This window comes from Bradyrhizobium sp. Pha-3 (genome assembly GCF_042258325.1).
Lineage (GTDB): Bacteria > Pseudomonadota > Alphaproteobacteria > Rhizobiales > Xanthobacteraceae > Bradyrhizobium > Bradyrhizobium elkanii.
This window is the reverse complement of record NZ_CP170151.1, coordinates 5,476,894-5,503,765: the sequence shown is the minus strand read 5'-3', so window position 1 is coordinate 5,503,765 and position 26,872 is coordinate 5,476,894. Positions and strand designations below refer to the sequence as shown.

Here is a 26,872-nt window from a genome sequence, read left to right as displayed (position 1 = left end):
CAACGTGCTCAGAATGAAAAAGAGAGATCAGGCTGGCGTGCCAGCCTGATTGAGGGAGCGCCCCGACGTGCTCCTTGAAAAATCGAGTTGAGGGAGCGTCATCGTGGCGGACGGCGTCAGGAAAGACGAAGAATTTTCCGGCACAAGGGAAGTCGAGGAGCGCCATCGTATCAACGAGGCCAATCTCGACGCCTGGATGAGGGAACACGTCGAGGGTTATCAGGGCCCTCTTACGGTCCTGCAGTTCAAGGGTGGCCAGTCCAACCCGACCTACAAGCTTGAGACCCCCGGCCGCAACTACGTGATGCGGCGCAAGCCGTTCGGTAAATTGTTGCCGTCGGCGCATGCGGTCGATCGCGAGTTCCGCGTGATCGCGGCGCTCGGCAAGCAGAATTTCCCGGTCGCGAAAGCCTACGCGCTGTGCACCGACGACGCGGTGATCGGCTCGGCCTTCTACATCATGTCGATGGAAGAGGGGCGGGTGTTCTGGGATCCGACGCTGCCGACCCAGGAGCCCGACGCGCGCCGGAAGATCTTCGCCAGCAAGATCGAGACGCTGGCCAAGCTTCATCTGTTCAATCCCGAGGCGATCGGCCTCGGCGATTTCGGCAAGCCCGGCAATTATTTTGCGCGACAGGTCGATCGCTGGACCAAGCAGTACCGCGCCTCCGAAACGCAGCACATTCCCGAATTCGAGAAGCTCGCCGAGTGGCTGCCGAAAACCGTTCCGGAGCAGAAGCGCGTCTCGATCGTGCATGGCGACTATCGCCTTGACAACATGATCTTCCACGCCACCGAGCCGCGGGTGCAGGCGGTGCTCGACTGGGAATTGTCGACGCTCGGCGATCCCATGGCCGACTTCACCTATCTGCTGATGCAGTGGACCATGCCGGGCCTCGTCAATGCCGACCTCAAGGCATTGAACATTCCGAGCCAGGATGAGGCGGCGCAGATTTACTGCGAAGTGACCGGCATCCCGGTGCCGGATCTGAACTGGTATTTCTCCTACAATCTGTTCCGCCTAGCGGGAATCACGCAGGGGATCGCGGGGCGGGTCCGCGACGGCACCGCGTCGAATGCCAAGGCCCTCGAGTCGGCCAAGCGCACCGTGCCGCTGTCGCAGGCGTCATGGGAATACGCGCAGAAGGCCGGCGCAACCTGATCCAGGAACGCGGCGCGATCCCATAGGGTTCGCGCCGCTTTGCGTTCACCTCGCCCCGCCTGCGGGGAGAGGTCGGAACGCATGCAGCGAAGCGAAATGCGATCCGGGTGAGGGGGACTCTCCGCGAGTTCATCTGTCACCGGGGTTGCCGAGATGGCCCCTCACCCCAACCCTCTAAGAGCGAGCTGCGCTCGTCTCGACCCCGCAAGAGCGGGGCGAGGGAGCACAAGGCCGGAGCGATCTTTCGGAGTTCGCGCCGCCGCTGCAGGTGCGGCATGTTTCCGCATTGTAGCCATCTGTGACTTGAGTTCGCGCTGCCGCTTTGGCAAGTCAGTCCGGTCAACGCCCGCCCTGGTCCTGATCGGACATCTTCATTTTGACCCTTTCCTCTAACCTTCGCGGCAGCCTGTTCATGGCTGCGGCCATGGCCAGCTTCACGGTCAACGACACCATCACCAAGGCGGTGTCGGTGGAGCTCAACATCGGGGAGATCCTGCTCAACCGCGGCCTGGTCGCGATGGTGCTGGTGGCGGCGCTCGCCTGGTACCGCGACGCGTTGCGCAGTTTTGGCGCGTTGCTGATCTGGCCGGTCGGGTTGCGCGTCCTTGGCGAGATCGGCGGCACGCTGACCTATCTCTCGGCGATCTCGCAGATCCCGCTCGCCAACGCCTCGGCGATCTTCCAGGCGCTGCCGCTGGTCATCACGCTCGGCGCGGCGCTGGTGTTCGGCGAGCCGGTCGGCTGGCGGCGATGGCTGGCGATCGCCGCCGGCTTCATCGGCGTGCTGGTCATCGTTCGGCCCGGTGCGGAAGGCTTTAGCCAGGCTGCGCTGCTGGCGCTGGCGTCGGTCGGCTTCTGCGCGGTACGCGATCTCGCCACCCGCCGCATCCCGAAGCACTTGCCGACCGTGTTCATCACGCTGCTCACCACCGTGACCGTGACGACGGCGGGTGCTGTCGTCCTTGTCCCGCTCGGCGGCTGGCGGCCGCCGTCCGGCAATGCGCTCGGCCTGCTCACATTCGCCGCGGTGCTGATCCTGATCGGTTACCAGTGCATCATCGTGTCGCTGCGCACAGGCGATATCTCGGCGGTGGCGCCGTTCCGCTACACCGCGCTGCCATGGGCGATGCTGACAGGCTATCTCGCCTTCGGCCACAAGCCCGACGGTCCAATGCTCGCAGGCGCTGCGATTATCGTCGCCTCCGGCCTCTATGCCTTCTATCGCGAGCGCAAGCGCGACAAGCTCCGCCCCGCCGCGACCGGACCGGGATTGCCGCCGGACGGTTTGTGAGGCATCCGTGATCCGTAGGATGGGTGGAGCGCAGCGATACCCATCATGGCGCCGCGGATACGAGGTGATGGGTTTCGCTTCGCTCTACCCATCCTACGCAGTCATTTGCAAATCACTTCGCGCAATGTGCGATCAGCCGCGCGACGAATGCGCCGCAGGCCTCGAGCTGCGACATCTCGACGAACTCATCCGGCGTATGCGCCTGTGCGATCGAGCCGGGGCCAACCACGACGGAGGGCACATCCGCCATGCTGACGAACAGGCTGGCCTCGGTGCCGAAGGCGACCTTGGCGTGGTCGTTGCGGCCGGCAAATTGCTTGGCGAGCGTGACGATCGCAGCGTCGGCGGCGGTGTCGAGCGCGGGGTAGTCGAGGATTTCCTCGAAGTCGATGCCGCAGTCGGGGTGCCGCTTGCGCATCGCCGGCTCGATCTCGGCCTTCGCCCAGGCGATGATCGCATCGGTCACTTCTCTCGACTCGGTGATGCCGATGCCGCGGCATTCGAATTCCACCACGCAACTGTCGGGCACGATATTCAGCGCGACGCCGCCATGCACGATGCTGGTGAGCAGGGTCGAGTGCGGGACATCGTAGAGGCTGCCTTGTTCGGCATCCGCGGCCAGCAACGCGGCGCGGCGGCGGATTTCGGTGATGAGGTCGGCGGCATATTCGATGGCGTTGACGCCGTCGGGCGCGATCGAGGAGTGGCGGGCGAGCCCGCGGAACGTGGCGCGCACGCCGTGCTTGCCCTTGTGCCCGATGATCACCTGCATCTGGGTCGGCTCGCCGACGAAACAGCCGAGCGGCTTGATCGGCCTGCGCGCGACCTCGCGCAGCATCGGCCGCACGCCGACGCAACCGATCTCCTCGTCATAGGAGATGGCAAGATTGATCGGCGTCTTCAGATCGGCCGCGAGCATCTCGGGAACCATCGCGAGGCAGACGGCGACAAAGCCTTTCATGTCGGTGGTGCCGCGGCCGTAGAGCCGGCCATTGCGCTCGACGAGCTCGAACGGGTTGTGGCTCCAATCCTGTCCCACAACCGGCACGACGTCGGTATGCCCCGACAGCACCAGCCCGGCCTTGTCCTCGGGGCCGACCGTGACCCACAACGAGGACTTCTGTCCGATCTCATCGACGATGCGTTGCCCCGTGAGGCCAAGCGAGGCGAGGTAACGCTCGATGTAGTCGATCAGAGGCAGATTGCTGCGGTCGCTGACGGTGTCGAAGCCGACGAGGTCGGCCAATAGCTTGCGGATGCGGTCGGGACGTTGATTTTGCATTGCCTGTTCGTTTGCGAGGGATTGTGCGAGGAATGACGAGCGTGCGGGCGATCCTGCCAGCGAAGTATAACAGCTGGTTGGCCTGCCGAGGCCAAGCAATATTCGGACCGTTGCCGGCGGTTATTGCGCGGCACTGGCCATGAGTCAGCGCAAGGTTGGGTAGAGCGCAGCGAACCCGATCGACTTTGATCGGCGCGGAAGCATGGTGGGTTTCGCTGCGCTCTCCCATCCACATATTCGGTGTCGTCCCTGCGAAGGCAGGGACCCATAACCACAAATGCTGATTGTTGAACGATGCTGCGACGACGAGTCCCGTACTCAACACGCGCCGCGGCGTATGGGTCCCTGCTTTCGCAGGGACGACAGTTGTATATGTGGCGCCGTTGTCGCGTCACACGGACTGGCAGGCCCAGCGAACGGAGAGCGCCCTCGCTAGATCGGCTTGCCCGTATACGGCATCGACGCGGTGAGGCCGCCGTCGACCGGGATGGCCTGGCCGTTGACGTAGGACGCTTCATCGCTCGCCAGGAACAATCCCATCGCGGCGAGTTCGTGCGGCTGGCCGGCGCGCTTGAGCGGATTGAGCTGGCCGATCTTGTCCTGGGTGCCGCGCTCCTTGGCGCGATCGAACACCGGCTTGGTCATGCCGGTTTCGATCAGGCCCGGACACACCGCATTGATGCGCACGCCGGTGCCGGAGAGCGAGTAGGCAGTGGTCTGCACCAGGCTAATGACGCCGGCCTTGCTGGCACCATAGGGATGTCCGCTGGCACCCGACTTCAGGCCCGCGACGGACGCGGTGCAGACGATCGAACCGGAACCTTGCTTCGTCATATGCGGGATCGAATGCTTGATCGCGAGGAACGGGCCGATCAGATTGACGCGCAGCACTTCCTGCCAATGTTCGACGGTCTGGTCGGCGAGCGGGACGAGACCGCCGCTGACGCCGGCATTGGCCCAGATCGCATCGAGCTTGCCGTACTTCGAAACCGCCTTCTCGATGAAGGCCTTCACGTCGCTCTCCGAGCCGGCATCGGCGGTGACGGCTTCAACGGTGCCGCCGGCGTCGCACACCAGCTTGGCGGTCTCGTTCACGCCCTCGGTGCGATCGACCGCGATCAGCTTGGCGCCTTCCCTGGTGAACAGCAGCGAGGCGGCGCGGCCGATGCCGCTGCCAGCGCCGGTGATGATGACGGATTTGCCTTCGAGGCGGCCCATGATTTTCTCCCTGTTCACATGATCCCCGACGCGTCTGCCGCGCGACGGAATTCAAACAAAATTTCAAACGTCCGAAGCACTTGAGGCGATGTGCGGCGTGACGTACAGCGAGACGGGACACTATTGAAGGGCTCATCCGATGTCCAATCCAGACAAGCCTGACGTGACGGTGACGCGGTGGTGGTGGGTTCGCCACGCGCCGGTGCGCAGCGACGGCGGCAACATCTACGGACAAGAGGATATCGACTGCGACACCGGCGACACCGAAGTGTTCGAGGCGGTCGCCAAGATGCTGCCGCGCGATGCGGTCTGGTATTCGAGCAATTTGAAACGCACGCACAAGACCGCCGACGCGATCTGGGCTGCCGGGTTTCCAAAGCCGGAAAACATGACGCAGGAACGCGACTTCGCCGAGCAGCATCTCGGCCAATGGCAGGGCATGAACCGCGCCGCGTTTCTCGCCAGCCGTCCGCCGGGCACGGCCTGGTTCGCCGACGTCAACGAGCCTGCGCCCGGCGGCGAGAGCTACATGGATCTCTATACCCGCGTCTGCCGCACCATTGTGCGGATCACCGCCGCGGAAGCGGGCAGGAATATCATCGCCGTCGGCCATGGCGGCGTGATCAAGGCCGCGGTCGGGCTGGCGCTCGGCGGCCAGCCGGACAGGGGGCTGTCGTTCGATATCGATAATGTCTCGGTGACGCGGCTCGATCATATCGCAAGCGCCGGCCTGCCGACCTGGCGGCTGCCGATGGTGAACCAGCAGCCGTGGATTGCCGATCCGCGCCACGCCGCGATGCATCAGCCGTCCGGGCCTGAAGTCAGGCCCGCGAGCAAGCTTGCGTGATTGCTGCTATCGCAACGCCACGACGCTGCTTAAGCTCAACGCAGAATTCGAACACCGCAACATCAGGGAGAGAAACATGACCTTGTTCGACATGAAGGGAAAAGTCGCCGTCATCACCGGCTCGACGCGCGGCATCGGACGCGCGATCGCCGAGCGCATGGCCGAGCACGGCGCCAAGGTCGTGATCTCCTCGCGCAAGGCCGACGTCTGCGAGCAGGTGGCGAAGGAGATCAACGACAGCTACGGCAAGAGCACCGCGGTTGCGATCGCGGCCAACATCTCGTCGAAGGAAAACCTGCAGAACCTCGTCGACGAGAGCAACCGCGCCTTCGGCAAGATCGACGTGCTGGTCTGCAACGCGGCGTCCAATCCTTATTACGGTCCGCTCGCCGGCATCTCCGACGATCAGTTCCGCAAGATCCTCGACAACAACATCGTCGCCAACAACTGGCTGATCTCGATGGTGGTGCCGCAGATGATCGAGCGCAAGGACGGCTCGATCATCATCGTGTCCTCGATCGGCGGCCTGAAGGGCTCGACCATCCTCGGCGCCTACGCGATCTCCAAGGCTGCCGACATGCAGCTCGCGCGCAACCTCGCCTGCGAATACGGCAAGCACAATATCCGTGTGAACTGCATCGCGCCGGGCCTGATCAAGACCGACTTCGCGAAGGCGCTGTGGGACAATCCGGACAATCTGAAGGCCTCGACCGCGCGCTCGCCGCTGCTGCGGATCGGCGTGCCGGACGAGATCGCGGGCGCCGCCGTGATGATGGGCTCGCGCGCCGGCGACTTCATGACCGGCCAGACCATCGTGATCGACGGCGGCGCGACGATCAGCTGACGCGCGTTACTGGCGCGCAAAGCGCGCCACACACTTAACTCGTCATCACCCGCGAAAGCGGGTGATCCAGTATTCCAGAGACGGCAGTGCTTGAGCCGAGAGGCCGCGGCGTACTGGATCGCCCGGACAAGCCGGGCGATGACAGCCTTGGATGCGGAGCGAGGAGTGTCCCAATCACTCCACCGCGGCGTACACCCCATTGCGCACCAGCGAGCGGGTATATTCGCGCTGGCCCGGGCCCTGCATCATGAAGACCGCGATCAGGTCTTCGCTCGGATCGATCCAGAAGAACGTGCCGGCCATGCCGCTCCAGAAATACTGGCCGACCGAGCCGGAGAACGGCGCGATGCCCTGCTGCATGCGCACGGCGAAGCCGAGGCCGAAACTGTGGCCGGGCGACACCAGCGTGCCCTGGATCGTGACGCCGGCGCCGAGGTGATCGGAGGCCATGAATTCGAGCGTCTTGCGGCCGATGATCCTGGTGCCGTCGAGCGAGCCGCCACCCAGCAGCATCTGCGCGAAGCGGGCATAGTCCATCGTGGTCGAGACCAGTCCGCCGCCGCCGGATTCCATCGCCGGCTTCTCCAGCATGTTGAACAGCTGCACCTTCTCGTTGGTCCAGGGATCGTTGGCAAACGCCTCGGCGAGGCGGCCGGCATTGGCTTCCCCGGTGTGGAAGGCGGTCTCGGTCATCTGCAGCGGCGAGAGGATGCGCTCAGTGAGGTACGCGCCGAGCGTCTTGCCGCTGACGACCTCGATGATGCGGCCGAGGATGTCGGTGGAGCGGCTGTAGTTCCATTCGGCGCCGGGCTGGCAGACCAGCGGCATGCCGGCGAGCATGGTGGCGTGCTCGGCATTGGTAATCTTGCGGCTGCGCAGCCGCGACTGCTGGTAGAGCTGCTGCACCGGGCCGTTGCCGGTGTGGTCGTAGGTCAGACCGGAGGTGTGGCGGAGCAGGTCCTGGATCGTCATCTGCCGCTTCGCCGCGACCAACTCGAGCTTGCCGTTGTTCTCGACGCCGACCTTGGTCTCGGCGAATTCGGGGATGAATTTCGCAACGGGGTCGTTGAGCAGGAAGTGGCCGTCCTCCAGCAGCTGCATGATGCCGACCGAGACGATCGGCTTGGTCATCGAGAAGATGCGGAAGATCGTGTCATGGGTCATTGGCGCCGAGGCAGTCGGGCTTTGCCGGCCGATCGCGTCGAACCAGCCGATCTGGCCGCGCCGCGCCACCAGCACCGTCACGCCGGGCACGGTTCCCTTGTCGACCTCGCGGCGGAAGGTGTCGGACATCGCCTGCAGCCGCGCGCTCGACAGCCCGATCGATTCGGGCTTGGCGAGGGGGAGGGACGGGGTGGTCGAGCTGGCGGCGTGCTTGGTGGCGGTTTGAGCGTTCATGGTCTCTCCCTGGTTCTTGATTCTTGCGGCGAGGTGCCGACGTGGGGTGATCGCCGAAGTCTGGCGCAGAAGTTTTGCAATGAACAGAAGCTTCACCGCTTCGCCCTTGCAAACCGGCCATGCCCTGTGCTTGAAACGGCGCGAACCGGCGGCGACGCTGGTTCCCTGCAGGAGTGTAGCTCAATTGGTAGAGCACCGGTCTCCAAAACCGGGGGTCGCAGGTTCGAGCCCTGCCACTCCTGCCAGCTTTTACCCAATCATTTGAAGATGTTGGCCGAGGTCCCGGACCCCGGCCATGATCATGTTTGGCTACTTGATGAGCGGGCAGCCGCCGTCCTTGAGCGGCCGGAACGCCTGGTCGCCGGGGACTTCGGCGAGCACCTTGTAGTAATCCCACGGCGCCTTCGATTCCTCGGGCTTCTTGACCTCGAACAGGAACATCGAGTGCACCATGCGGCCGTCCTCGCGGACCACGCCGTCGTCGGTGAAGGCGTCGCGGACCGGGGTCGCGCGCATCTTGGCCAAAACCTGCTTGGTCTCCTTGGTGCCGGCGGCCTTTACCGCGTTGAGGTAGTGCAGGGTGGCGCTGTAGGTCGCGGCCTGGTTCATCGTCGGCATCCGCTTCATGCGCTCGAAGAAGCGCTTGCCGAAGGCGCGGGTGCGGTCGTTGAGATCCCAGTAGTAGGCCTCGGTGATGATCAGGCCCTGCGCGAGCTTCAGCCCGAGGCTGTGGATGTCAGAGATGAACATCACGATGCCGGCGAGGTTCTGCCCGCCCGCGACGATGCCGAATTCGGAGGCCTGCTTGATGGTGTTGATGGTGTCGGCGCCGCCATTGGCCATGCCGATGATCTTGGCCTTCGAGGCCTGGGCCTGCAGCAGGAAGGACGAGAAGTCCGGCGTGTTGAGCGGATGTCGCGCGCTGCCGAGCACCTTGCCGCCGGCGGCGCGGACCACGTCGCCGGTGTCGCGCTCGATCGAATGGCCGAACAGATAGTCGGCGGTGATGAAGAACCAGGTATCGCCGCCGTTCTTCACGATCGCGCTGCCGACGGTGTGGGCGTTGGCGTAGGTGTCGTAGGTCCAGTGCAGCGTGTAGGGCGAGCAGGACTTGCCGGTGATGTCGGAGCTCGCCGCATCCGTCACGATCATGATCTTCTCGAACTGCTTCGACATCTCCATGCCGGCGAGCGCGGTCGCCGAGGTCGGCATGTCGATGATCATGTCGACATTCTCGGCCTCGTACCATTTGCGGGTGATGGTGGCGGCGACGTCGGCCTTGTTGAGGGCGTCGGCGGTGACGAGCTCGATCGGCTTGCCGAACATCGACCCGCCGAACTCCTCGATCGCCATCTTGGTGGCCTCGACATTGCCGGCGCCGCCGATGTCCGAATAGACCGACTGGAAATCCGTGAGCACGCCGATCTTGAGCGACGCCTGCTGCGCGAGCGCCGGCCCTGCCAGCACAGCCGCGATCAGGCCGGCGGCGGACAGACTCGTGACGATGGATTTCATGATGGTGTGCCTCCCCGAGGTGTTCTTATCAGTTTGTCCGACAAAGCTAAATTTGCTCGGTTCCGGTGTCAATTCCAGCTCCCTGGGTGCGACAATCAGGCCAGATACTGCTCATTTGACGCCTCAAGGGCCTTCGCCTATCCTTTGTCCGACAAACGACAATCGAGATCCGGGGGAGCTGAAGATGCCCACCACGCCGCTGTTCCGGCGTATCGATGTCGCGCCGGCCTATCAGAAGGTCGCCGACGCGATCGAACGCGAGATCATCAACGGCCGGATCAAGCCGGGCGAGCCGATCGGCACCGAGCAGCAGCTGGTGGCGCAGTTCGGCGTCAACCGCTCGACGGTACGCGAAGGCATTCGCGTGCTCGAGGAGGGCGGGCTGATTCGCCGCGATTCCAGCCGCCGGTTACAGGCCTGCCTGCCGCGCTACAACAAGCTCGCGACGCGACTGTCCCGTGCGCTGATCCTGCACGAGGTGACGTTCCGCGAACTGTTCGAGACCTCGATGACGCTGGAGGTCGCAAGCGTCGAGGGCGCGGTAGAGCGCGCCACCGAGGAGAACATCGCCGAGCTTGCCGGTAATCTCGAGCGCAGCGCGGCTGTCGTCGGCAATCCCGCTGCGCTTGCCGAGCTCGATGCGGAATTCCATGTGCTAATGGCCAAGGCCTCGCAGAACCGCGTGCTGCAGCTGGCGCGCGAGCCCGCCGCGCAACTGTTCTTTCCGACCACCGAAATGATCGTGGGCGGCGTGCCGGAGGGCGGCGCGCGGCTGGTCGAGGCGCACCATCATCTGCTCGACGCGATCAAGCGGCGCGACAAGGAGGCCGGCGTGCTGTGGACGCGGCGGCATTTGCAGGACTGGCGGCGCGGCTTTGAGAAGATAGCCTCGCTCGATCGCTCGGTCGAGCACACCTACATGGAACACGCTTACGCCGCGCGGCAATAGGGACGGCGCGGCCAAGACAAGACGAAAACAACGACAACAAGCACATTCGGGAGGGACTTAATGAGCGGAGACATCGCAGCAACCATCCAGCGCGCCCGCGAGCACAGCATCGGCGATCTGTTGCGCCGGTCGGCGAAGCGCTACCCCGGCAAGACCGCGCTGATCTGCGGCAAGGTGAGCTGGAGCTTTGCGGAGATGGACGCGATCTGTAACCGGCTCGGCCGCGGCTTGCTCGCGCTTGGCGTTGCGAAGGGCGATCGCGTCGCGGTGCTGTCGCGCAACTCGCACGGCTTCGCCGCGCTGCGCTTTGCGGTGGCGCGGATCGGCGCCATCCTGGTGCCGATCAACTTCATGCTCAATCCGGACGAGATCAATTTCATCCTCGCCAATTCCGGCGCCAAGCTGCTCGCGGTCGGCCCCGATTTCGTGGAGACGGCGCACGCTGCGGCCGCCAAGGGCTCGGCGGTCGAGACCTTGATCTGGCTGCCCGGCGAGGATCCGGCCACCGCGCCCGACGGCATCACGACATTCGACAGCCTGTTGCACAGCGACGCGTCGGCGCCGGAGGTCTCGGTCGACAGCCGCGATCCCGCGCAGATCATCTACACCAGCGGCACGGAGTCGCTGCCTAAGGGCGCAATCCTCACCCATGAAGCCGTCATGTGGCAGTATGTCAGCTGCATCATCGACGGCGGCATGGCGACCGACGACACGGTGCTGCACGCGCTGCCGCTCTATCACTGCGCGCAGCTCGACGTCTTCCTGGGGCCCGCGATCTATCTCGGCGCCACCAGCCTCATCACCGGCAAGCCGGTGCCCGACAATGTCCTGGCGCTGATCGCGGCCCACAAGATCAATTCGTTCTTCGCGCCACCGACGATCTGGATCGCGATGCTGCGCTCGGGCGCGTTCGACCGCACCGACCTGTCGACCCTGCGCAAGGGCTATTACGGCGCCTCGATCATGCCGGTCGAGGTGCTGCTCGAGTTGCAGCGCCGGCTGCCCGAGGTGAAGTTCTGGAATTTCTACGGCCAGACCGAGATCGCGCCGCTCGCGACCGTGCTTTCGCCGGAGGACCAGCTGCCGAAGGCCGGCTCGGCCGGCAAGCCCGCGATCAATGTCGAGACGCGGGTGGTCAGGCCGGACATGACCGACGTCAAGGTCGGGGAGGTCGGCGAGATCGTGCACCGCTCGCCGCATCTGTTGTCCGGCTACTACAATGATCCGGTCAAGACCGCGGCGGCGTTCGCCGGCGGCTGGTTTCATTCCGGCGACCTCGCGACCGTCGATGCCGACGGTTACATCAGCGTCGTCGATCGCGTGAAGGACATGATCAAGAGCGGCGGCGAGAATGTCGCGAGCCGCGAGGTCGAGGAGATGATCTACCGGCTGCCGGCGGTGTCGGAGGTCGCGGTGGTCGGGCTGCCCGATCCGCGCTGGATCGAGGCGGTGACCGCGATCGTCGTGGTCAAGGTCGGTGAGAGCCTCGATGCCGACGCCGTCATCAAGCATTGCGCGGCGTCGATGGCCCATTTCAAGGTGCCGAAGCAGGTCATCTTCGTGGATGCCTTGCCGAAGAATCCGAGCGGCAAGCTGCTCAAGCGCGAGCTGCGCCAGCGCTATGTCGGCGGCGCCACGCTCGACCAGGCGGTGCAGAAGAGCTTCGCCGGCTAGGCTGTCTATTGGCCAGCTGTCGCCGGCGCCTTGTCCGACCATTCCGGCGGCAAGCCGAGCTTGCCGGCGGCCATTCCGACCAGGCCGGGACTGCGGCCGAACGCCTCGCAGGCCGCGTATTTCGGCTTGCCGCCGAGCGTTGCGCCAATCTTGTCGAACGATGGCAGCTCCGGCGCCTTTCCGAATGGCGTCGCGCCGGTGACGACGAGCTTGCTGAAATCGTCGCTGAAGGAAGGGGCGAGATCGTAGGCGTCACCGGCGCTCGAGACCATCGGCGAGTTGGTGAACGAATTCGCCCCGCGGGCCCAGATCATCGCCGCCTGCTGGCGGCTGGCCTGATCGCGCACCTCGGCTTCGACGGTCAGGCTGCCGAGCCCGACCGGCAACCGCGGCACCGGCACCGGCACGCCCGCGCCGAGCGCGCTCGGCAGGAAGCTGACCACCTTGGAAGTGCCTGCTGCGGCCTCGTCGGTGGGGGCCGCCTGGGTGACAAGCGCGTGCACGGACAGATCCGCAGGCTGATCGGGACCGACGACCTGAAGCCGCTCGCTCAGGCCGACGCACAGCGAACGATCGATCGCGTTGGCCACCAGGTGTCTTTGCTCCTGGGACAGCGTCGGCGACGCCGCCTGCGCGAAGGTCGTCGGTACGATCCGCACTGTCTTCGCAGCGAGGACCTCGTCCTTGTTGACGCGAACCAGCGATTTCGCAAGCACGCCGTCGGACGGCGTGAGATTGTCGTAGGATGCCAGTGATCCGCCCCGCGTCATCGGTGCGCTGGCACAGCCCGACAACAACACCATCGCAACCGCAGCGCCGGCAAGCAGGGATGAGCGATTGGGCTGACCGTTGCGCCACGCCCGGCCCGTGCTCCGCGCATCAGCCGCAGCGTCCGGCAGAAATTCGACTCTCATGGACCCCTCGAACGACCGCTCACCCCACGAACGATCGAACGTCACGATAGAGCAGGGCCGCCCGGGTCGGGATTAAGAGATATTAAGTCAGATGTAGCTCGCGAAACCGCGCGACCTATTTGAGCCACATTTGGCCGTGCAGGCTTAACAAAACGCTATATTTGCGCGCTGCGCATTTGGGGCCGAGGCCTCTAAAATGCCGTGATGCAAATCCTGGAATATGACCTCGTGGCTTTCCCCGTCACCAACGCACGCATCCTCTGCGTCGAGGACGATGCCGATATCGCGCGCATGCTGGCCGAGGTGCTTGAGGACAACGGCTTCAGACCGGTGCTGGTCGGCTCGGCCGTGGAGATGGATGCGCTGCTCAAGCGCGAGAGTTTTGATCTCGTCGTACTCGACGTGATGCTGCCGGGCGAGGATGGGCTGAGCATCTGCCGGCGCCTGCGCATGTCGTCTTCGATTCCGATCATCATGGTCACCGCGCGCGGTGAGGACATCGACCGAATCCTCGGCCTCGAGCTCGGTGCCGACGACTACGTCACCAAGCCGTTCAATTCGCGCGAACTGGTCGCCCGTATTCGGGCACTGCTGCGCAGGGTCGAGAGCGGCGCCTCGTCGCGCTCCCGGCCGCGCCCCTTGACCTTCGCCGGATGGCGCATCAACCCCACCACCCGCGAGCTGCATGACCCCGCCGGCGTCCGGATCACGCTGACCGGTGCCGAGTTCGATCTGCTGCTGGCGTTCTGCCGCAATCCGGGGCAGGTGCTGTCGCGCGAGCAGCTGATCGAGCAGGCCTTCGGCGGCCTGATCGCATCGGTCGAGCGCAGCGTCGATGTGCATATCAGCCGCATCAGGCAGAAGATCGAGCCGGATCCGAGGGACCGCTCGATGATCAAGACGGTGCGGCTCGGCGGCTACGTGTTCACGCCTGCGGTCGAGCAGATCTGATGCGATGGGCGCAGCGGCTGATGCCGCGCAGCGTCGCCGCGCAACTCATGAGCCTCGTCGCGCTCTCGGAATTGATCGGCATCACGCTCGCAGCGGCGACCGTGATCTTTCTGTTTGATTCTCCCTCAGTCAACGACACGCAGAAGTTTCTGGCCGGGCGGGTCGCGGAGCTCACGCAGCTTCTGCGTTCCACGAAGACGCCAGCCGACGCCGATGAACTGCTGGCGGCAGCCAGGCGCGGCGGTCTCGACGTCAGGCGCGTCGCGTTGAGCGAACTCGTGCCTCGGACCGTCGGCGAGACGCGGCCGTTTTCCATAAGAGCGTTTCGGCAGCTGGCGGCCGAGTCTGGCATTGAGTTGCTGGAAGAACTGCGCCATCCGGCAGGCTCGTCGTCACAGGTGGTCGTGAAGCTCGACGACGGCCACGCGTTGATGGCCGACGTCGCGGTCAAGGGCGGCTTCTGGTCCTTTTTGCTCCGCCCGGTGGCCGGAGGCGGGATCATCGTGCTGATCTCCATGCTGCTGCTGTCGGTCTATGCGGTGCGTTGGGTGATCGCACCGCTGGCCGACGTCGCGCGTGCCGCGACCTCGTTCGGCCGCTCGCCGCGGGCTCCCGAGGTGTTGCGGCGGCGCGGTCCGCTCGAAATCGCCCAGGTCGCCGACGCGCTGAACGACATGCGCACGCGTATCGCAGCGCTGCTCGACGACCGCACCCGCATGCTCGCCGCCATCAGTCATGACCTGCGGACGCCGCTGACGCGGCTCAGGCTGCGTACCGAGCGCGTCGGCGACGACACCCTGCGCCGGGCGATGCTGGGCGATATCGCCAAGATGACGCGTATGATCAATGAGACCCTGGAGTATCTGCGCGAGGATGCCCGCTCGGAGGCGGCGTCGTTCATCGACCTGCCGAGCTTCCTGCAGACCATCTGTTCGGACTTCGCCGACATGGGCCACGCGGTATCCTATGCTGGGCCGGTGCGTCTGCCTTATTCCTGTCGGCCCCGCGCGCTGTCGCGCGCCGTCACCAATATCGTGGAGAATGCGGTCAAGCACGGCAGTAGGGTCGCGGTGACGCTTCGCCTCAGGGAGGCCGGCCACATCGAGATCGAGGTGGCCGACGACGGTCCGGGCATCCCGCCGGCGCTGCACGACAAGGTGTTCGAGCCCTTCTTCAAGGCCGACAGCGCGCGGCAGGAGGGGGGCTTCGGGCTGGGGCTGTCGATCGCGCAGGATATTGCCAAGCGTCATGGCGGCAGCATCGCGTTGAGGCTGCGGGAGCCGAGCGGACTGCTTGTATCGATGCTGCTGCCGCCGAGACCCGGCTTGGCCTAGACCTTGGCCTAGACGAGGCGAGACGAACGATCCTGATCTCGCCAGGAAGCCAGGGGGTCGCAAGGCGCCTGCTAAGCCCTTGATTTGGAGAGACCAATACCCGATCTGCCCGAACCGGGCGGGCGCCGGGCGCGACCCCGCCGACCTTGACGTTTGGCCGGTCTCGCAGTAGATACGCGGCACTCGCAGCCGGCCCGCTTTGATGGCGGATATCCGGCGCGGCCTAATTCCCCGAACATTCGAGCTCGTTTATCGGCTCAACCTTCCAAACGAGGGCTGGGTCCGCAAGGTCGGCTGTTCGGATTCCTTGAAACGTTGCAATCGTCCGGTAACGGACGCGGATCTCACGATGGCTTTCAGCCCGTTCAAATTCCTGCAGGAAGTGCGCTCGGAGACCGCCAAGGTCACTTGGCCGACGCGCCGCGAGACGACCATCACTACCATCATGGTGTTCGTGATGGTGGCGCTGGCCTCGATCTTCTTCTTCGCCGCGGATCAGATCATCCGCTATCTCATCACCCTGATACTGGGCATCCACTGATGAGCATGGGAACTCAATTGATGGACAAGCGCTGGTACATCGTTCACGCCTATTCGAATTTCGAGAAGAAGGTCGCGGAATCGATCCGCGAGCAGGCCAAGCAGCGCGGGCTGGAAGAGCTGTTCGAGCAGGTGCTGGTGCCGACCGAGAAGGTCACCGAGGTGCGCCGCGGCCGCAAGATCGACGCCGAGCGCAAGTTCTTCCCGGGCTATGTGCTGGTGAAGATGAAGCTGACCGACGAGGCGTTCCATCTGATCAAGAACACCCCGAAGGTGACCGGCTTCCTCGGCGCGGAAAACAAGCCGATGCCGATCTCGGAAGCGGAAGCGATGCGGATCCTGCACCAGGTGCAGGAGGGCGTGGAGCGTCCGAAGGCGTCGGTGTCGTTCGAAATCGGCGAGAACGTGCGCGTGGCCGACGGCCCGTTCGCCTCGTTCTCCGGCGTGGTGGAAGAAATCGACGAGGCGCGCTCGCGCGTGAAGGTCGCGGTGTCGATCTTCGGCCGCGCGACCCCCGTGGAACTGGAATTCGGTCAGGTCGAAAAGGTGGTCTGATCGGACGGCGCGGGGTATATGCCTCGCGTCAAGTCGAGAGGCCGTGGGAGGGAGGAGGTGGTTGCCAGCCCCTTCGACCGAACCACGGAACCTGAAACCGCCGGCCCTGTCCGGTACAACAGGAGTGATAAATGGCAAAGAAAGTGACCGGATACCTGAAGCTTCAGGTCCCGGCCGGTGCGGCGAATCCTTCGCCCCCGATCGGCCCCGCGCTTGGTCAGCGCGGTCTCAACATCATGGAGTTCTGCAAAGCGTTCAACGCGCAGACCCAGAAGGAAGAGAAGAACACCCCGATCCCGGTGATCATCACCATCTATGCGGACCGGTCCTTCACCTTCGAGATGAAGACCCCTCCGATGTCCTACTTTCTCAAGCAAGCCGCCAAGATCCAGTCCGGATCGAAGGCGCCGGGCCGTGACAAGGCCGGCAAGGTGACCAAGGCGCAGGTGCGCGAGATCGCCGAGAAGAAGATGAAGGACTTGAATTGCGACACCATCGAATCGGCCATGAAGATGGTCGAGGGCTCTGCCCGTTCGATGGGTCTGGAAGTTGCGGGGTAACGGGCCATGTCAATCGGAAAGCGTTTGAAGAAGGCCCGCGAGGGCGTCGATCGCGAGAAGCTCTACCCGCTCGCGGACGCCATCAAGATGGTCAAGGAGCGCGCCAAGTCGAAGTTCGACGAGACGATCGAGATCGCGATCAATCTCGGCGTCGACCCGCGCCACGCCGACCAGATGGTCCGCGGCGTCGTCAACCTGCCGAACGGAACCGGCCGTACGCTGCGCGTCGGCGTGTTCGCGCGTGGCGCCAAGGCTGAGGAAGCCAAGGCCGCCGGTGCCGACGTCGTCGGTGCCGAAGACCTGGTCGAGAAGGTGCAGGGCGGCGCGATCGATTTCGATCGTTGTATCGCCACTCCCGACATGATGCCGCTGGTCGGCCGCCTCGGTAAGGTGCTCGGTCCGCGCGGCATGATGCCGAACCCGAAGATCGGCACCGTGACCATGGACGTCGCCAACGCCGTGAAGGGCGCCAAGGGCGGCTCGGTCGAGTTCCGCGTCGAGAAGGCCGGCATCGTGCAGGCCGGCATCGGCAAGGCCTCGTTCTCCGAGGACAAGCTGGTCGAGAACGTCAAGGCGCTGGCCGACGCGGTCTCCAAGGCGAAGCCGGCGGGCTCCAAGGGTACCTACATCCAGCGCGTGGCGGTTTCCTCCACCATGGGCCCGGGCGTGAAGGTCGAGCCGGGCACGATCCTCGGCTGAGGTCTTTGGCCGTGACGAGATAGAGAGGGGCGGGATCGGGCAACCGGTTCCGCCCTTTGTTTTGCTGGAGCGTTTTCGAGCGAAGTGGGTATCGGTTCGCGTGAAGAAAACGCGTCAGAACAACCAGCTGAAGCCTCTCGCAAGAAAGAACAACAATGCTCGATAAGGTCCTGGTTTATTCACGCTTTCCCAAGGCTCAGCTGATCCGCTTCGGCGAGCGCTATGAGCTTCTCAACGCGGCTGGCAAGCGGGTGGACGAGGCGTTCCCGGCGGCCGAACTCGCAGAGATCCGCGCCATGATCACCGCGGGCGGCACCGCGCTCGGCGCCGAGGCCATGGACATGCTGCCGAAGCTCGGCGCGATCGTCTGCTACGGCACCGGCTATGACGGCGTCGATCTCGCCGCCGCCGCGAAGCGCGGCATCGCGGTCGGTCACAGCCCCGGTGCCAATGCGGCGTCGGTCGCGGACACCGCGGTCACCTTGATGCTGGCGTCGGTGCGGCGGCTGCTGGTGGCTGACAATTATGTGCGGAGCGGTGACTGGGCCGGTGCAAAGCCGTCGCCGATGATGCGGCCGCAGGCCGGCATGCGCGGCCGCAAGGTCGGCGTCTACGGCATGGGCGAGATCGGCCGCAAGATCGCCGCCCGCGTCGCCGCCTTCGAGACCGAGGTCGGCTATTTCAGCCGCTCGAAGCACGACGTGCCCTATCAATATTTTCCGACGCTGGAGGCACTCGCCGATTGGTGCAGCGTGCTGATGGTGGCTGTCCGCGCCGGCGCCGAGACCGAGCATGCGGTCAATGCCGACATCCTGCGCCGGCTCGGCAGCGACGGCTTCGTCGTCAACATCTCGCGCGGCTCGGTCATCGACGAGACGGCGCTGGTCGCAGCGCTGACCGACGGCGTCATCGCCGGTGCCGGCCTTGACGTGTTCGCCAGGGAGCCGCATGCGCCCGACGCGCTGAGCGCGCTGCCGAACGTGGTGCTGTCGCCGCATCTCGGCGGCCACACGCTGGAATCGCACGTGGCGATGCAGGATTGCGTGCTGGCCAATCTCGACGCGTTCTTTGCCGGCAAGCCGCTCACCTATCCGGTGGCGACGGCGTCCTGACCGGAGCTTCAGTTCCGGCGCGGCGCGTGGCGCAGCTTGTCCGGGTTGCGGACGATGTAGATCGCCGCGATCCGGCCCGTCTCGCCGTCGATCGCCATGCTCAGCGTGTGGTCGACCTCGCCATCGAGGAAGATCAGCGCGCCCGCGCTGCCATTGACCATCATCGGTTCGACGCGAACCTCGCTGCCGGCGTTCTTGCCGGCGATGCCGATCACGAAGCGGACGATCTTCTCGGCGCCCTTGATCGGCTTCAGTGCCGCCAGCTTGCGGCCGCCGCCGTCGGTGATCGCAATGGCATCCTCTCGCAGCAGGTTGGCGAGGGCGGAGACGTCGCCGCTGGCCGCGGCCTTGCAGAATGCCGTCAGCAGCCGTGCGTGGCCTTCGGGCGGCTCGGCGGGAACAGGGCGGTTGTCGCGGACCGATCGGCGGGCGCGCGCGGCGAGCTGCCGGCAGGCCGCCTCGCTGCGCTCGAGCGTGCGGGCGACTTCCGCAAACGGCCGGTCGAACACGTCGTGCAGCAGGAACGCGGCACGCTCGAGCGGCGTCAGGGCGTCGAGCGCCAGCATCAGCGCGAAGGAGAGATCGTCGGCGAGTTCGGTTGCCGCCTCGGCCGACAGCGCCTCGTCGAACACCGGCTCGGGCAACCAGGCGCCGACATAGACCTCGCGCTGGGCGCGGGCGCTCTTCAGCCGGTCGAGACAGAGCCGGGTCACCACCGTGACCAGGAACGCCTCGGGATTGCGAACGTCGTCAGCCGCGGCGAACCGCAGCCAGGCGTCCTGCACCACGTCGTCGGCATCGCCGCGGCTGCCGAGCATGCGGTAGGCGAGCCCGGTCAGCCGCGCCCGATACGGACCCAGCGGGTCGCGCTCAGGCCGCCTGCTTGATGACATCGATCTGATGGCCGGCCACGGTCACGCGGCGACACTCCCTGGCATATCCCAGCGCCAGCTTCATCATGGGGAAGATGCGGCCGATTTGTAGGGCCAAAGCGAGGTCGATCACGCCTTTTTCGCCCCAGCGCGCGCGAACCGCGTCGCGGCAGGCATCGTCGTCGGCCGAGCGTTGCACGATCGCCTCCGCGAAGCGGAAACCGAGCGCGGTGTCCGCGGTCATGGCGGCAACGTCATGGCGGAGCACGGCGGTGACCTGCTGCTCCGCCATTCCGGCTCCGATCGCCATGTCGACGACCAGTTGCGCACAGGGACCGCAATCTTCCGCCAGGGCGCCGGTCAGCTTGGCGGCATAGAAGGCCTCAACCGGCGCGACGGCGCGGTAGGTGGCGGCCTTCATCGCGGCGGCGAATTTGAAGAACGCGGCGGGCGATTCCTTGAGCATGATCTCGAGATAGGTGCTGTCGTAGCCGTAGCGCCTGGAATAGGCGCGCAGCATGCGGCGCGCGATGAAGCTACGCATGTCAGTCTCCTTGATTTGGCAGGGCGGAATAGAGGGCGAGCGCCGCGGGCAGGACGACCGCCACCAGATCGGATGCGGCATGGCGGTCGTGGCCGCCGGCGATCATCACGAGATGCAGCGCGCCGTGGCCGGCCAGGAACGCCGCGCCCGCGACCGCTGCCGGCCACCAGGCCGGCCAGAAGGCTCGCGCCGCCAGGCCGAGCCCGGCCGCGATGAAGGCGATGCCGACGTCCTGGACCAAATGAGGGTTGAACGGGCCGGTATCGGCGGCGCCGGGCACCAGCGACCACCAGATGGAACCGGCTGACAGCATCGCCAGTCCATTGGCGAGGTTGAATAGGGCGAGAATTCCTGCAATCCATCGCTTCATGCGAGCCTCCAGCGCCCAGACGAGCGAGGGCATTGGGGCGTGACGTCGTCCGGGAAGAAATTTTTTGCTGGGCCGGGCAGATCGCCGAACTGGTCTGAAATTTGCTCTTGGCAAGCAGGGCAGGACCGGCTACATAGCGCCTTCCGGGCGTGCTGGCACTTGCTGGCATGTCCGTGCTCGCATTCCGAAAACCTGAGATGATAGGAGATCATTCCTTTCCGCATGCCCGCAAGGATGCTCGAAAGGAAGGAGACCCGTCGCCTCCAGAGGAATGAGAGCAGGGGCCTTCAGCATGCTGAAGTGCCTCGATCCTGTCCAAGACTGCAGGCGCCCGCGAGAACTTTGTGTTTTCAACGGCTTAATCGCACAGCCTGCATAGACGGGTGAAGACCGGATTTTGCGCTCCACGTCGCGGCCTGTTCGCGGCTTGGAGGCTGGTTTGGTTCGAACCTCGACAGCCCATGGCCGCAAGGCTCTGGGAGGGCAGGCTTCTAGATGTCGTCTTGCCCGGCATGTCCGAAGGGTCTTGCACCCTGCGGATCAGGTTTAGGGCGGGACGATGGGTGCAACCCGGCGGTCCTGCCTTCGCGGAAGGCCGCCAACCGGAAAGAGCTTGCTGTGGAACGAGCGGCAAAAAAAGAGTCGGTCGAACAACTTAACGAGGTCTTCAAGACCACGTCGGTTGCGATCGTTGCTCACTATTCCGGCCTCACCGTGGCCCAGATGCAGAAGCTGCGCATGCAGATGAAGCAGGCGGGCGCGTCGGTGAAGGTCTCGAAGAACCGTCTCGCCAAAATTGCTCTTGATGGCACTGACGTCGCTGCCATCGGCTCCCTGCTGAAGGGGCCGACCGTGATCGCTACTTCGAACGATCCGGTTGCGGCGCCAAAGGTTGCCGTCGAATTCGCCAAGGCGAACGAGAAGTTCGTCATCCTCGGCGGTTCGATGGGTAAAACCGTCCTGAATGTCGACAGCGTGAAGGCACTTGCCTCACTGCCGTCGCTCGACGAACTGCGCGGCAAGATCGTGGGCCTCCTCGTGGCACCCGCGACCAAGCTCGCTCAGCTCTCCAACGCGCCCGCGGCCAAGCTCGCGCGCGTCATTCAGGCTCATGCCTCAAAGAGCGAAGCGGCCTGACCCCTTCGCTAATCTCAAACCTGGTTCGAACCAAACGTTTAAGGAACTGAACAATGGCTGATCTGCAGAAAATCGTCGACGACCTCTCGAGCCTCACCGTGCTCGAAGCGGCCGAACTCGCCAAGCTCCTCGAAGAAAAGTGGGGCGTGTCCGCCGCTGCCGCCGTTGCGGTTGCTGGCCCGGCTGCTGGTGGCGCTGCCGCTGCTCCGGCTGAAGAGAAGACCGACTTCACCGTCGTGCTGGCCTCAGCCGGCGACAAGAAGATCGAAGTCATCAAGGAAGTCCGCGCCATCACCGGCCTGGGCCTGAAGGAAGCCAAGGACCTTGTCGAAGGCGCTCCGAAGCCCGTCAAGGAAGGCGTGAACAAGGAAGAAGCCGACAAGATCAAGGCCCAGCTCGAGAAGGCTGGCGCCAAGGTCGACCTCAAGTAATGCGCGATCCGGGAGCGCCTCTGGGCGCTCCCGGGCCATGCAAACGGCGTGCGACAGGTTGTCGCGTGGCGCGCCGGACACAAAAAAGTGTGGGGATCCGTGGACTTAACCCTCGAATCTCCTTTATTGCCATCCCATATCGGGTTGGCAGCGGAAAAACACGGTAGGTGGCGGGGACGGCAGGGTCCTCGGCGGAAGCCGTTGGGAGACAGTCAGATTTCGGGCTTTTTCAGTCCGTAAAGCGGAGCGTTTGGACGAGCGGGTGCAGTGATGCGCCTCGCGCGTTGTTTTGCGTTTTGGAGGTGGTCGGGGCCGGGGCGGGGATTTAATTCCTGACTTTGCGCTTCGTTCCTTCGAGACGATTCGAAATTCAACCCGGGGCCGATGGCAGTCGCTCCCGGAAGGTTCGCCCCACAAAGGCGACGAAAATGAGAGGCCACGATGGCGCAGCAGACATTCACCGGTCGCAAACGCGTACGCAAGTTTTTCGGTCACATCAAGGAAGTCGCCGAGATGCCGAACCTCATCGAGGTTCAGAAGGCGTCCTACGACCAGTTCCTGATGGTCGACGAGCCGACCGGCGGTCGGCTCGACGAGGGCCTGCAGGCGGTGTTCCGTTCAGTGTTCCCGATCTCGGATTTCTCCGGCACCTCGATGCTCGAATTCGTCCGCTACGAGTTCGAGCAGCCGAAATATGACGTCGACGAGTGCCGCCAGCGCGGCATGACCTTCGCTGCGCCGCTCAAGGTGACGCTGCGCCTCATCGTGTTCGATATCGACGAGGAAACCGGCGCCAAGTCGGTGAAGGACATCAAGGAGCAGGACGTCTACATGGGCGACATCCCGCTCATGACGATGAACGGCACCTTCGTCGTCAACGGCACCGAGCGCGTCATCGTCTCGCAGATGCACCGTTCGCCGGGCGTGTTCTTCGACCACGACAAGGGCAAGACCCATTCGTCCGGCAAGCTGCTGTTTGCCGCGCGCGTGATTCCGTATCGCGGTTCCTGGCTCGACATCGAGTTCGACGCCAAGGACATCGTGTTCGCGCGCATCGACCGCCGCCGCAAGCTGCCGGTGACCTCGCTGATGTACGCGCTCGGTCTCGACGGCGAGCAGATCCTGTCGACCTTCTACAAGAAGATCACGTACAAGCGGACCAAGGACGGATGGCGCGTGCCGTTCGATGCCAACCGCTTCCGCGGCTATTCGACCGTCAACGACCTGATCGACGCCGACACCGGCAAGGTGGTGCTCGAGGCCGGCAAGAAGCTGACCGTGCGCCAGGCGCGCCAGCTTCAGGAGAAGGGCCTGAAGGCGCTGCGCATGTCGGACGAGGAGCTCGTCGGCAACTATCTCGCCGAGGATCTCGTCAACCCGAAGACCGGTGAGATCTACGCCGAAGCCGGCGAGGAGATCACCGAGAAGTCGCTCAAGGTGCTGAACGAGCAGGGCTACAAGGACCTGCCGTTGCTCGACATCGACCACGTCAATGTCGGCGCCTACATCCGCAACACGCTGTCGGCCGACAAGAACATGACGCGTGAGGACGCGCTGTTCGACATCTACCGCGTGATGCGTCCGGGCGAGCCGCCGACGCTGGATTCGGCGCAGGCGATGTTCCAGTCGCTGTTCTTCGACGCCGAGCGCTACGACCTCTCCGCGGTCGGCCGCGTCAAGATGAACATGCGCCTCGAGCTCGATGCGCCCGATACCCATCGCACGCTGCGCAAGGAAGACATCCTGGCGGTCATCAAGACGCTGGTCGACCTGCGCGACGGCAAGGGCGAGATCGACGACATCGACCACCTCGGCAACCGCCGGGTGCGCTCGGTCGGCGAGCTCATGGAGAACCAGTACCGGATCGGCCTGCTCCGCATGGAGCGCGCGATCAAGGAGCGCATGTCGAGCGTCGATATCGACACCGTGATGCCGCAGGACCTGATCAACGCCAAGCCCGCGGCTGCCGCGGTGCGCGAGTTCTTCGGTTCCTCGCAGCTGTCGCAGTTCATGGACCAGACCAACCCGCTGTCGGAAATCACCCACAAGCGGCGCCTGTCGGCGCTTGGCCCGGGCGGTCTGACCCGCGAGCGCGCCGGCTTCGAAGTCCGCGACGTGCATCCGACGCACTACGGCCGTATCTGCCCGATCGAAACGCCGGAAGGTCCGAACATCGGCCTGATCAACTCGCTGGCGACGTTCGCGCGCGTCAACAAGTACGGCTTCGTCGAGACGCCCTATCGCAAGATCAAGGACGGCCGGGTCACCGACGAGGTGATCTATCTGTCGGCGATGGAAGAGGGCCGCTACCGCGTCGCGCAAGCCAACGTGCCGCTCGATGCCAAGGGCCGCTTCACCGACGACCTCGTGGTCTGCCGTCACGCCGGCGAAGTGCTGCCGGTGACGCCGGACAAGGTCGACTACATGGACGTGTCGCCGAAGCAGCTGGTTTCGGTCGCCGCGGCGCTGATCCCGTTCCTCGAGAACGACGACGCCAACCGCGCGCTGATGGGCTCGAACATGCAGCGCCAGGCGGTGCCGCTGGTTCGCGCCGAAGCGCCGTTCGTCGGCACCGGCATGGAAGGCGTGGTCGCCCGTGACTCGGGCGCGGCGATCGCCGCGCGCCGCTCGGGCGTGATCGACCAGATCGACGCCACCCGCGTCGTGATCCGCGCCACCGAGGATCTCGATCCGACCAAGTCGGGCGTCGATATCTACCGGCTGATGAAGTACCAGCGCTCGAACCAGTCGACCTGCATCAACCAGCGTCCGCTGGTGAAGGTCGGCGACATCGTCAAGAAGGGCGACATCATCGCCGACGGTCCGTCGACCGATCTCGGCGAGCTCGCGCTCGGCCGCAACGTGCTGGTCGCGTTCATGCCGTGGAACGGCTACAACTTCGAAGACTCGATCCTGCTCTCCGAGCGGATCGTGAAGGACGACGTCTTCACCTCGATTCACATCGAGGAGTTCGAGGTGATGGCCCGCGATACCAAGCTCGGTCCGGAGGAAATCACCCGCGACATTCCGAACGTCTCGGAAGAAGCGCTGAAGAACCTCGACGAAGCCGGTATCGTCTACATCGGTGCGGAAGTCCGCGCCGGCGACATCCTGGTCGGCAAGATCACGCCGAAGGGCGAGAGCCCGATGACGCCGGAAGAGAAGCTGCTGCGCGCCATCTTCGGCGAGAAGGCCTCCGACGTCCGCGACACCTCGCTGCGCGTGCCTCCGGGCGTGCAGGGCACCATCGTGGAAGTCCGCGTGTTCAACCGCCACGGCGTCGACAAGGACGAGCGTGCGCTGGCGATCGAGCGCGAGGAGATCGAGCGTCTGGCCAAGGACCGCGACGACGAGCAGGCGATCCTGGACCGCAACGTCTACAGCCGCCTCGCCGAGCTGCTGGAGAACCGCCAGGGCATCGCCGGCCCCAAGGGCTTCAAGAAGGATACCAAGATCACCCGCGCGGTGCTCGACGAGTATCCGAAGTCGCAGTGGTGGCTGTTCGCCTCGCCGAACGACAAGCTGATGGCCGAGATCGAGGCCATGCGGAAGCAGTACGACGAGTCGAAGAAGGGCCTCGAGCAGCGCTTCCTCGACAAGGTCGAGAAGCTGCAGCGTGGCGACGAGCTGCCGCCCGGCGTGATGAAGATGGTCAAGGTCTTCGTCGCGGTGAAGCGCAAGATCCAGCCCGGCGACAAGATGGCCGGCCGTCACGGCAACAAGGGTGTGGTGTCGAAGATCGTGCCGATCGAGGACATGCCGTTCCTCGAGGACGGAACGCATGCCGACATCGTGCTCAATCCGCTCGGCGTGCCTTCGCGCATGAACGTCGGTCAGATCCTTGAGACGCATCTCGGTTGGGCCTGCGCCGGCCTCGGCAAGCGCATCGGCCAGACCATCGACGCCTATTATCACAAGCAGGATCTCAAGCCGTTGCGCGAGACCCTGAAGAAGATCTACGGCGAAGACGAGACCATCAAGTCGCTGAACGACAACGAGTTGGTCGAGCTCGGCCGCAATCTGAGCCACGGCGTGCCGATCGCAACGCCGGTGTTCGACGGCGCCAAGGAAGCCGACATCGAGGAGATGCTGAAGCTCGCGGGCTTCGACGCCTCCGGCCAGTCGACCGTCTATGACGGCCGTACCGGCGACCAGTTCGATCGCAAGGTGACGATGGGCTACATCTACATGCTCAAGCTGCATCATCTCGTGGACGACAAGATCCACGCGCGTTCGATCGGTCCATACTCGCTCGTCACCCAGCAGCCGCTGGGCGGCAAGGCGCAGTTCGGCGGCCAGCGCTTCGGCGAAATGGAGGTCTGGGCGCTGGAAGCCTACGGCGCCGCTTACACGCTGCAGGAGATGCTGACCGTGAAGTCGGACGACGTCGCCGGCCGTACCAAGGTGTACGAGGCGATCGTGCGCGGCGACGACACCTTCGAGGCCGGTATTCCGGAATCGTTCAACGTGCTGGTCAAGGAAATGCGCTCGCTCGGCCTCAACGTCGACCTGCACAATTCCAAGGTGGGACCGGCGTCGACGTCGGAAGCGGCCGAGTAACGCTGTGATCATGCCCGGCGCGAGACGCGCCGGGCCTCCGCACTCCGCTCGGACGTTGGGCGGGGCGCGCGCTGAATAGAAGTTTCGAATTTGCTGCCGGTGACGATCGGCAC

General features: G+C 64.7%; 24 protein-coding genes and 1 tRNA gene. 17 read left to right on the top strand and 8 right to left on the bottom strand.

What is annotated here, in order from left to right; genetic code table 11:
- Positions 1–103 precede the first annotated feature (103 nt).
- Together ACE10X_RS26055 and ACE10X_RS26050 are read left to right on the top strand one after the other, a co-directional pair.
- Positions 104–1,162 carry a phosphotransferase family protein gene (locus ACE10X_RS26055; RefSeq protein WP_038383125.1) on the top strand — a complete coding sequence of 353 codons (1,059 nt, stop codon included), beginning with the start codon at positions 104–106 and terminating at the stop codon, positions 1,160–1,162.
- Positions 1,163–1,538: 376 nt separating this feature from the next.
- A complete protein-coding gene (locus tag ACE10X_RS26050; protein WP_038383124.1) occupies positions 1,539–2,453 on the top strand; it encodes a DMT family transporter in 915 nt (304 codons plus the stop codon).
- A gap of 112 nt (positions 2,454–2,565) precedes the next feature.
- Here the strand turns inward: ACE10X_RS26050 and argE are convergent, their stop codons facing one another.
- Positions 2,566–3,735 (bottom strand): acetylornithine deacetylase, encoded by a 1,170-nt coding sequence (argE, locus tag ACE10X_RS26045; protein ID WP_038383123.1) that lies wholly within the window; start codon positions 3,733–3,735, stop codon positions 2,566–2,568.
- 432 nt (positions 3,736–4,167) lie between these two features.
- On the bottom strand, positions 4,168–4,953 hold the full coding sequence (locus ACE10X_RS26040; protein WP_038383122.1) for an SDR family NAD(P)-dependent oxidoreductase: 786 nt from the start codon (positions 4,951–4,953) through the stop codon (positions 4,168–4,170).
- A 139-nt stretch (positions 4,954–5,092) separates the two neighbouring features.
- Between ACE10X_RS26040 and ACE10X_RS26035 the strand changes: the two genes are divergently transcribed.
- Both ACE10X_RS26035 and ACE10X_RS26030 read left to right on the top strand, forming a co-directional pair.
- Positions 5,093–5,800 (top strand): histidine phosphatase family protein, encoded by a 708-nt coding sequence (locus ACE10X_RS26035; protein ID WP_038383121.1) that lies wholly within the window; start codon positions 5,093–5,095, stop codon positions 5,798–5,800.
- Between the two features lie 76 nt (positions 5,801–5,876).
- Positions 5,877–6,644 (top strand): SDR family NAD(P)-dependent oxidoreductase, encoded by a 768-nt coding sequence (locus ACE10X_RS26030; RefSeq protein ID WP_038383134.1) that lies wholly within the window; start codon positions 5,877–5,879, stop codon positions 6,642–6,644.
- A 174-nt stretch (positions 6,645–6,818) separates the two neighbouring features.
- Here the strand turns inward: ACE10X_RS26030 and ACE10X_RS26025 are convergent, their stop codons facing one another.
- Positions 6,819–8,042 (bottom strand): serine hydrolase, encoded by a 1,224-nt coding sequence (locus tag ACE10X_RS26025; protein ID WP_038383133.1) that lies wholly within the window; start codon positions 8,040–8,042, stop codon positions 6,819–6,821.
- Between the two features lie 169 nt (positions 8,043–8,211).
- Between ACE10X_RS26025 and ACE10X_RS26020 the strand changes: the two genes are divergently transcribed.
- Positions 8,212–8,287: transfer RNA gene (locus tag ACE10X_RS26020), tRNA-Trp, on the top strand.
- 64 nt (positions 8,288–8,351) lie between these two features.
- Here ACE10X_RS26020 and ACE10X_RS26015 read toward each other — a convergent pair.
- Positions 8,352–9,557 carry an ABC transporter substrate-binding protein gene (locus ACE10X_RS26015; protein WP_375763041.1) on the bottom strand — a complete coding sequence of 402 codons (1,206 nt, stop codon included), beginning with the start codon at positions 9,555–9,557 and terminating at the stop codon, positions 8,352–8,354.
- A gap of 184 nt (positions 9,558–9,741) precedes the next feature.
- Between ACE10X_RS26015 and ACE10X_RS26010 the strand changes: the two genes are divergently transcribed.
- Together ACE10X_RS26010 and ACE10X_RS26005 are read left to right on the top strand one after the other, a co-directional pair.
- On the top strand, positions 9,742–10,506 hold the full coding sequence (locus tag ACE10X_RS26010; protein WP_018272155.1) for a FadR/GntR family transcriptional regulator: 765 nt from the start codon (positions 9,742–9,744) through the stop codon (positions 10,504–10,506).
- A 60-nt stretch (positions 10,507–10,566) separates the two neighbouring features.
- Entirely contained in the window at positions 10,567–12,180 is a 1,614-nt protein-coding gene (locus tag ACE10X_RS26005) for an acyl-CoA synthetase (protein ID WP_038383119.1), read from the top strand.
- Between the two features lie 5 nt (positions 12,181–12,185).
- On the opposite strand, the gene ACE10X_RS26000 is transcribed toward ACE10X_RS26005, so the two are convergent.
- Complete coding sequence (locus ACE10X_RS26000) at positions 12,186–13,094, bottom strand: DUF3313 domain-containing protein (protein ID WP_038383118.1); 909 nt, start codon at positions 13,092–13,094, stop codon at positions 12,186–12,188.
- Between the two features lie 204 nt (positions 13,095–13,298).
- Here ACE10X_RS26000 and ACE10X_RS25995 point away from each other — a divergent pair, with 204 nt between their 5' ends.
- From ACE10X_RS25995 to ACE10X_RS25965, 7 genes are all read left to right on the top strand, one after another.
- Positions 13,299–14,045, top strand: coding sequence for a response regulator (locus ACE10X_RS25995; RefSeq protein WP_375763040.1), 747 nt, complete (start codon positions 13,299–13,301; stop codon positions 14,043–14,045).
- Positions 14,045–15,379, top strand: a complete 1,335-nt coding sequence (locus tag ACE10X_RS25990; protein ID WP_038383117.1) for an ATP-binding protein — start codon at positions 14,045–14,047, stop codon at positions 15,377–15,379. Before ACE10X_RS25995 ends, ACE10X_RS25990 begins: the two co-directional genes overlap by 1 nt.
- A 349-nt stretch (positions 15,380–15,728) precedes the next feature.
- Entirely contained in the window at positions 15,729–15,920 is a 192-nt protein-coding gene (gene secE / locus ACE10X_RS25985; protein WP_016840554.1) for a preprotein translocase subunit SecE, read from the top strand.
- A 20-nt stretch (positions 15,921–15,940) separates the two neighbouring features.
- A complete protein-coding gene (nusG, locus tag ACE10X_RS25980; protein ID WP_016840553.1) occupies positions 15,941–16,474 on the top strand; it encodes a transcription termination/antitermination protein NusG in 534 nt (177 codons plus the stop codon).
- Between the two features lie 131 nt (positions 16,475–16,605).
- The gene (gene rplK, locus ACE10X_RS25975; protein ID WP_011088164.1) at positions 16,606–17,034 is read left to right on the top strand and encodes a 50S ribosomal protein L11; all 429 of its coding nucleotides are present in this window, start codon (positions 16,606–16,608) and stop codon (positions 17,032–17,034) included.
- Positions 17,035–17,040: 6 nt separating this feature from the next.
- Complete coding sequence (gene rplA / locus ACE10X_RS25970) at positions 17,041–17,733, top strand: 50S ribosomal protein L1 (protein WP_038383116.1); 693 nt, start codon at positions 17,041–17,043, stop codon at positions 17,731–17,733.
- Positions 17,734–17,888: 155 nt separating this feature from the next.
- A complete protein-coding gene (locus ACE10X_RS25965; protein ID WP_038383115.1) occupies positions 17,889–18,845 on the top strand; it encodes a 2-hydroxyacid dehydrogenase in 957 nt (318 codons plus the stop codon).
- A gap of 8 nt (positions 18,846–18,853) precedes the next feature.
- Here ACE10X_RS25965 and sigJ read toward each other — a convergent pair whose 3' ends face one another.
- The 3 genes from sigJ to ACE10X_RS25950 are packed head-to-tail and all read right to left on the bottom strand — an operon-like array spanning position 18,854 to position 20,631.
- The gene (gene sigJ / locus ACE10X_RS25960) at positions 18,854–19,738 is read right to left on the bottom strand and encodes an RNA polymerase sigma factor SigJ (protein ID WP_038383114.1); all 885 of its coding nucleotides are present in this window, start codon (positions 19,736–19,738) and stop codon (positions 18,854–18,856) included.
- Positions 19,716–20,261 (bottom strand): hypothetical protein, encoded by a 546-nt coding sequence (locus ACE10X_RS25955; RefSeq protein WP_038383113.1) that lies wholly within the window; start codon positions 20,259–20,261, stop codon positions 19,716–19,718. The genes sigJ and ACE10X_RS25955 overlap by 23 nt, the downstream gene beginning before the upstream one ends.
- A gap of 1 nt (position 20,262) precedes the next feature.
- Entirely contained in the window at positions 20,263–20,631 is a 369-nt protein-coding gene (locus ACE10X_RS25950; RefSeq protein WP_063709653.1) for a hypothetical protein, read from the bottom strand.
- Positions 20,632–21,249: 618 nt separating this feature from the next.
- On the opposite strand from ACE10X_RS25950, the gene rplJ reads away from it, so the two are divergent.
- The 3 genes from rplJ to rpoB all read left to right on the top strand — a co-directional run bounded on the left by rplJ (position 21,250) and on the right by rpoB (position 26,759).
- On the top strand, positions 21,250–21,768 hold the full coding sequence (gene rplJ / locus ACE10X_RS25945) for a 50S ribosomal protein L10 (protein ID WP_038383111.1): 519 nt from the start codon (positions 21,250–21,252) through the stop codon (positions 21,766–21,768).
- Between the two features lie 53 nt (positions 21,769–21,821).
- Complete coding sequence (gene rplL / locus ACE10X_RS25940) at positions 21,822–22,199, top strand: 50S ribosomal protein L7/L12 (RefSeq protein ID WP_038383110.1); 378 nt, start codon at positions 21,822–21,824, stop codon at positions 22,197–22,199.
- A gap of 441 nt (positions 22,200–22,640) precedes the next feature.
- Positions 22,641–26,759, top strand: coding sequence for a DNA-directed RNA polymerase subunit beta (gene rpoB / locus ACE10X_RS25935; protein ID WP_038383109.1), 4,119 nt, complete (start codon positions 22,641–22,643; stop codon positions 26,757–26,759).
- The last annotated feature ends 113 nt before the right edge of the window (positions 26,760–26,872 follow it).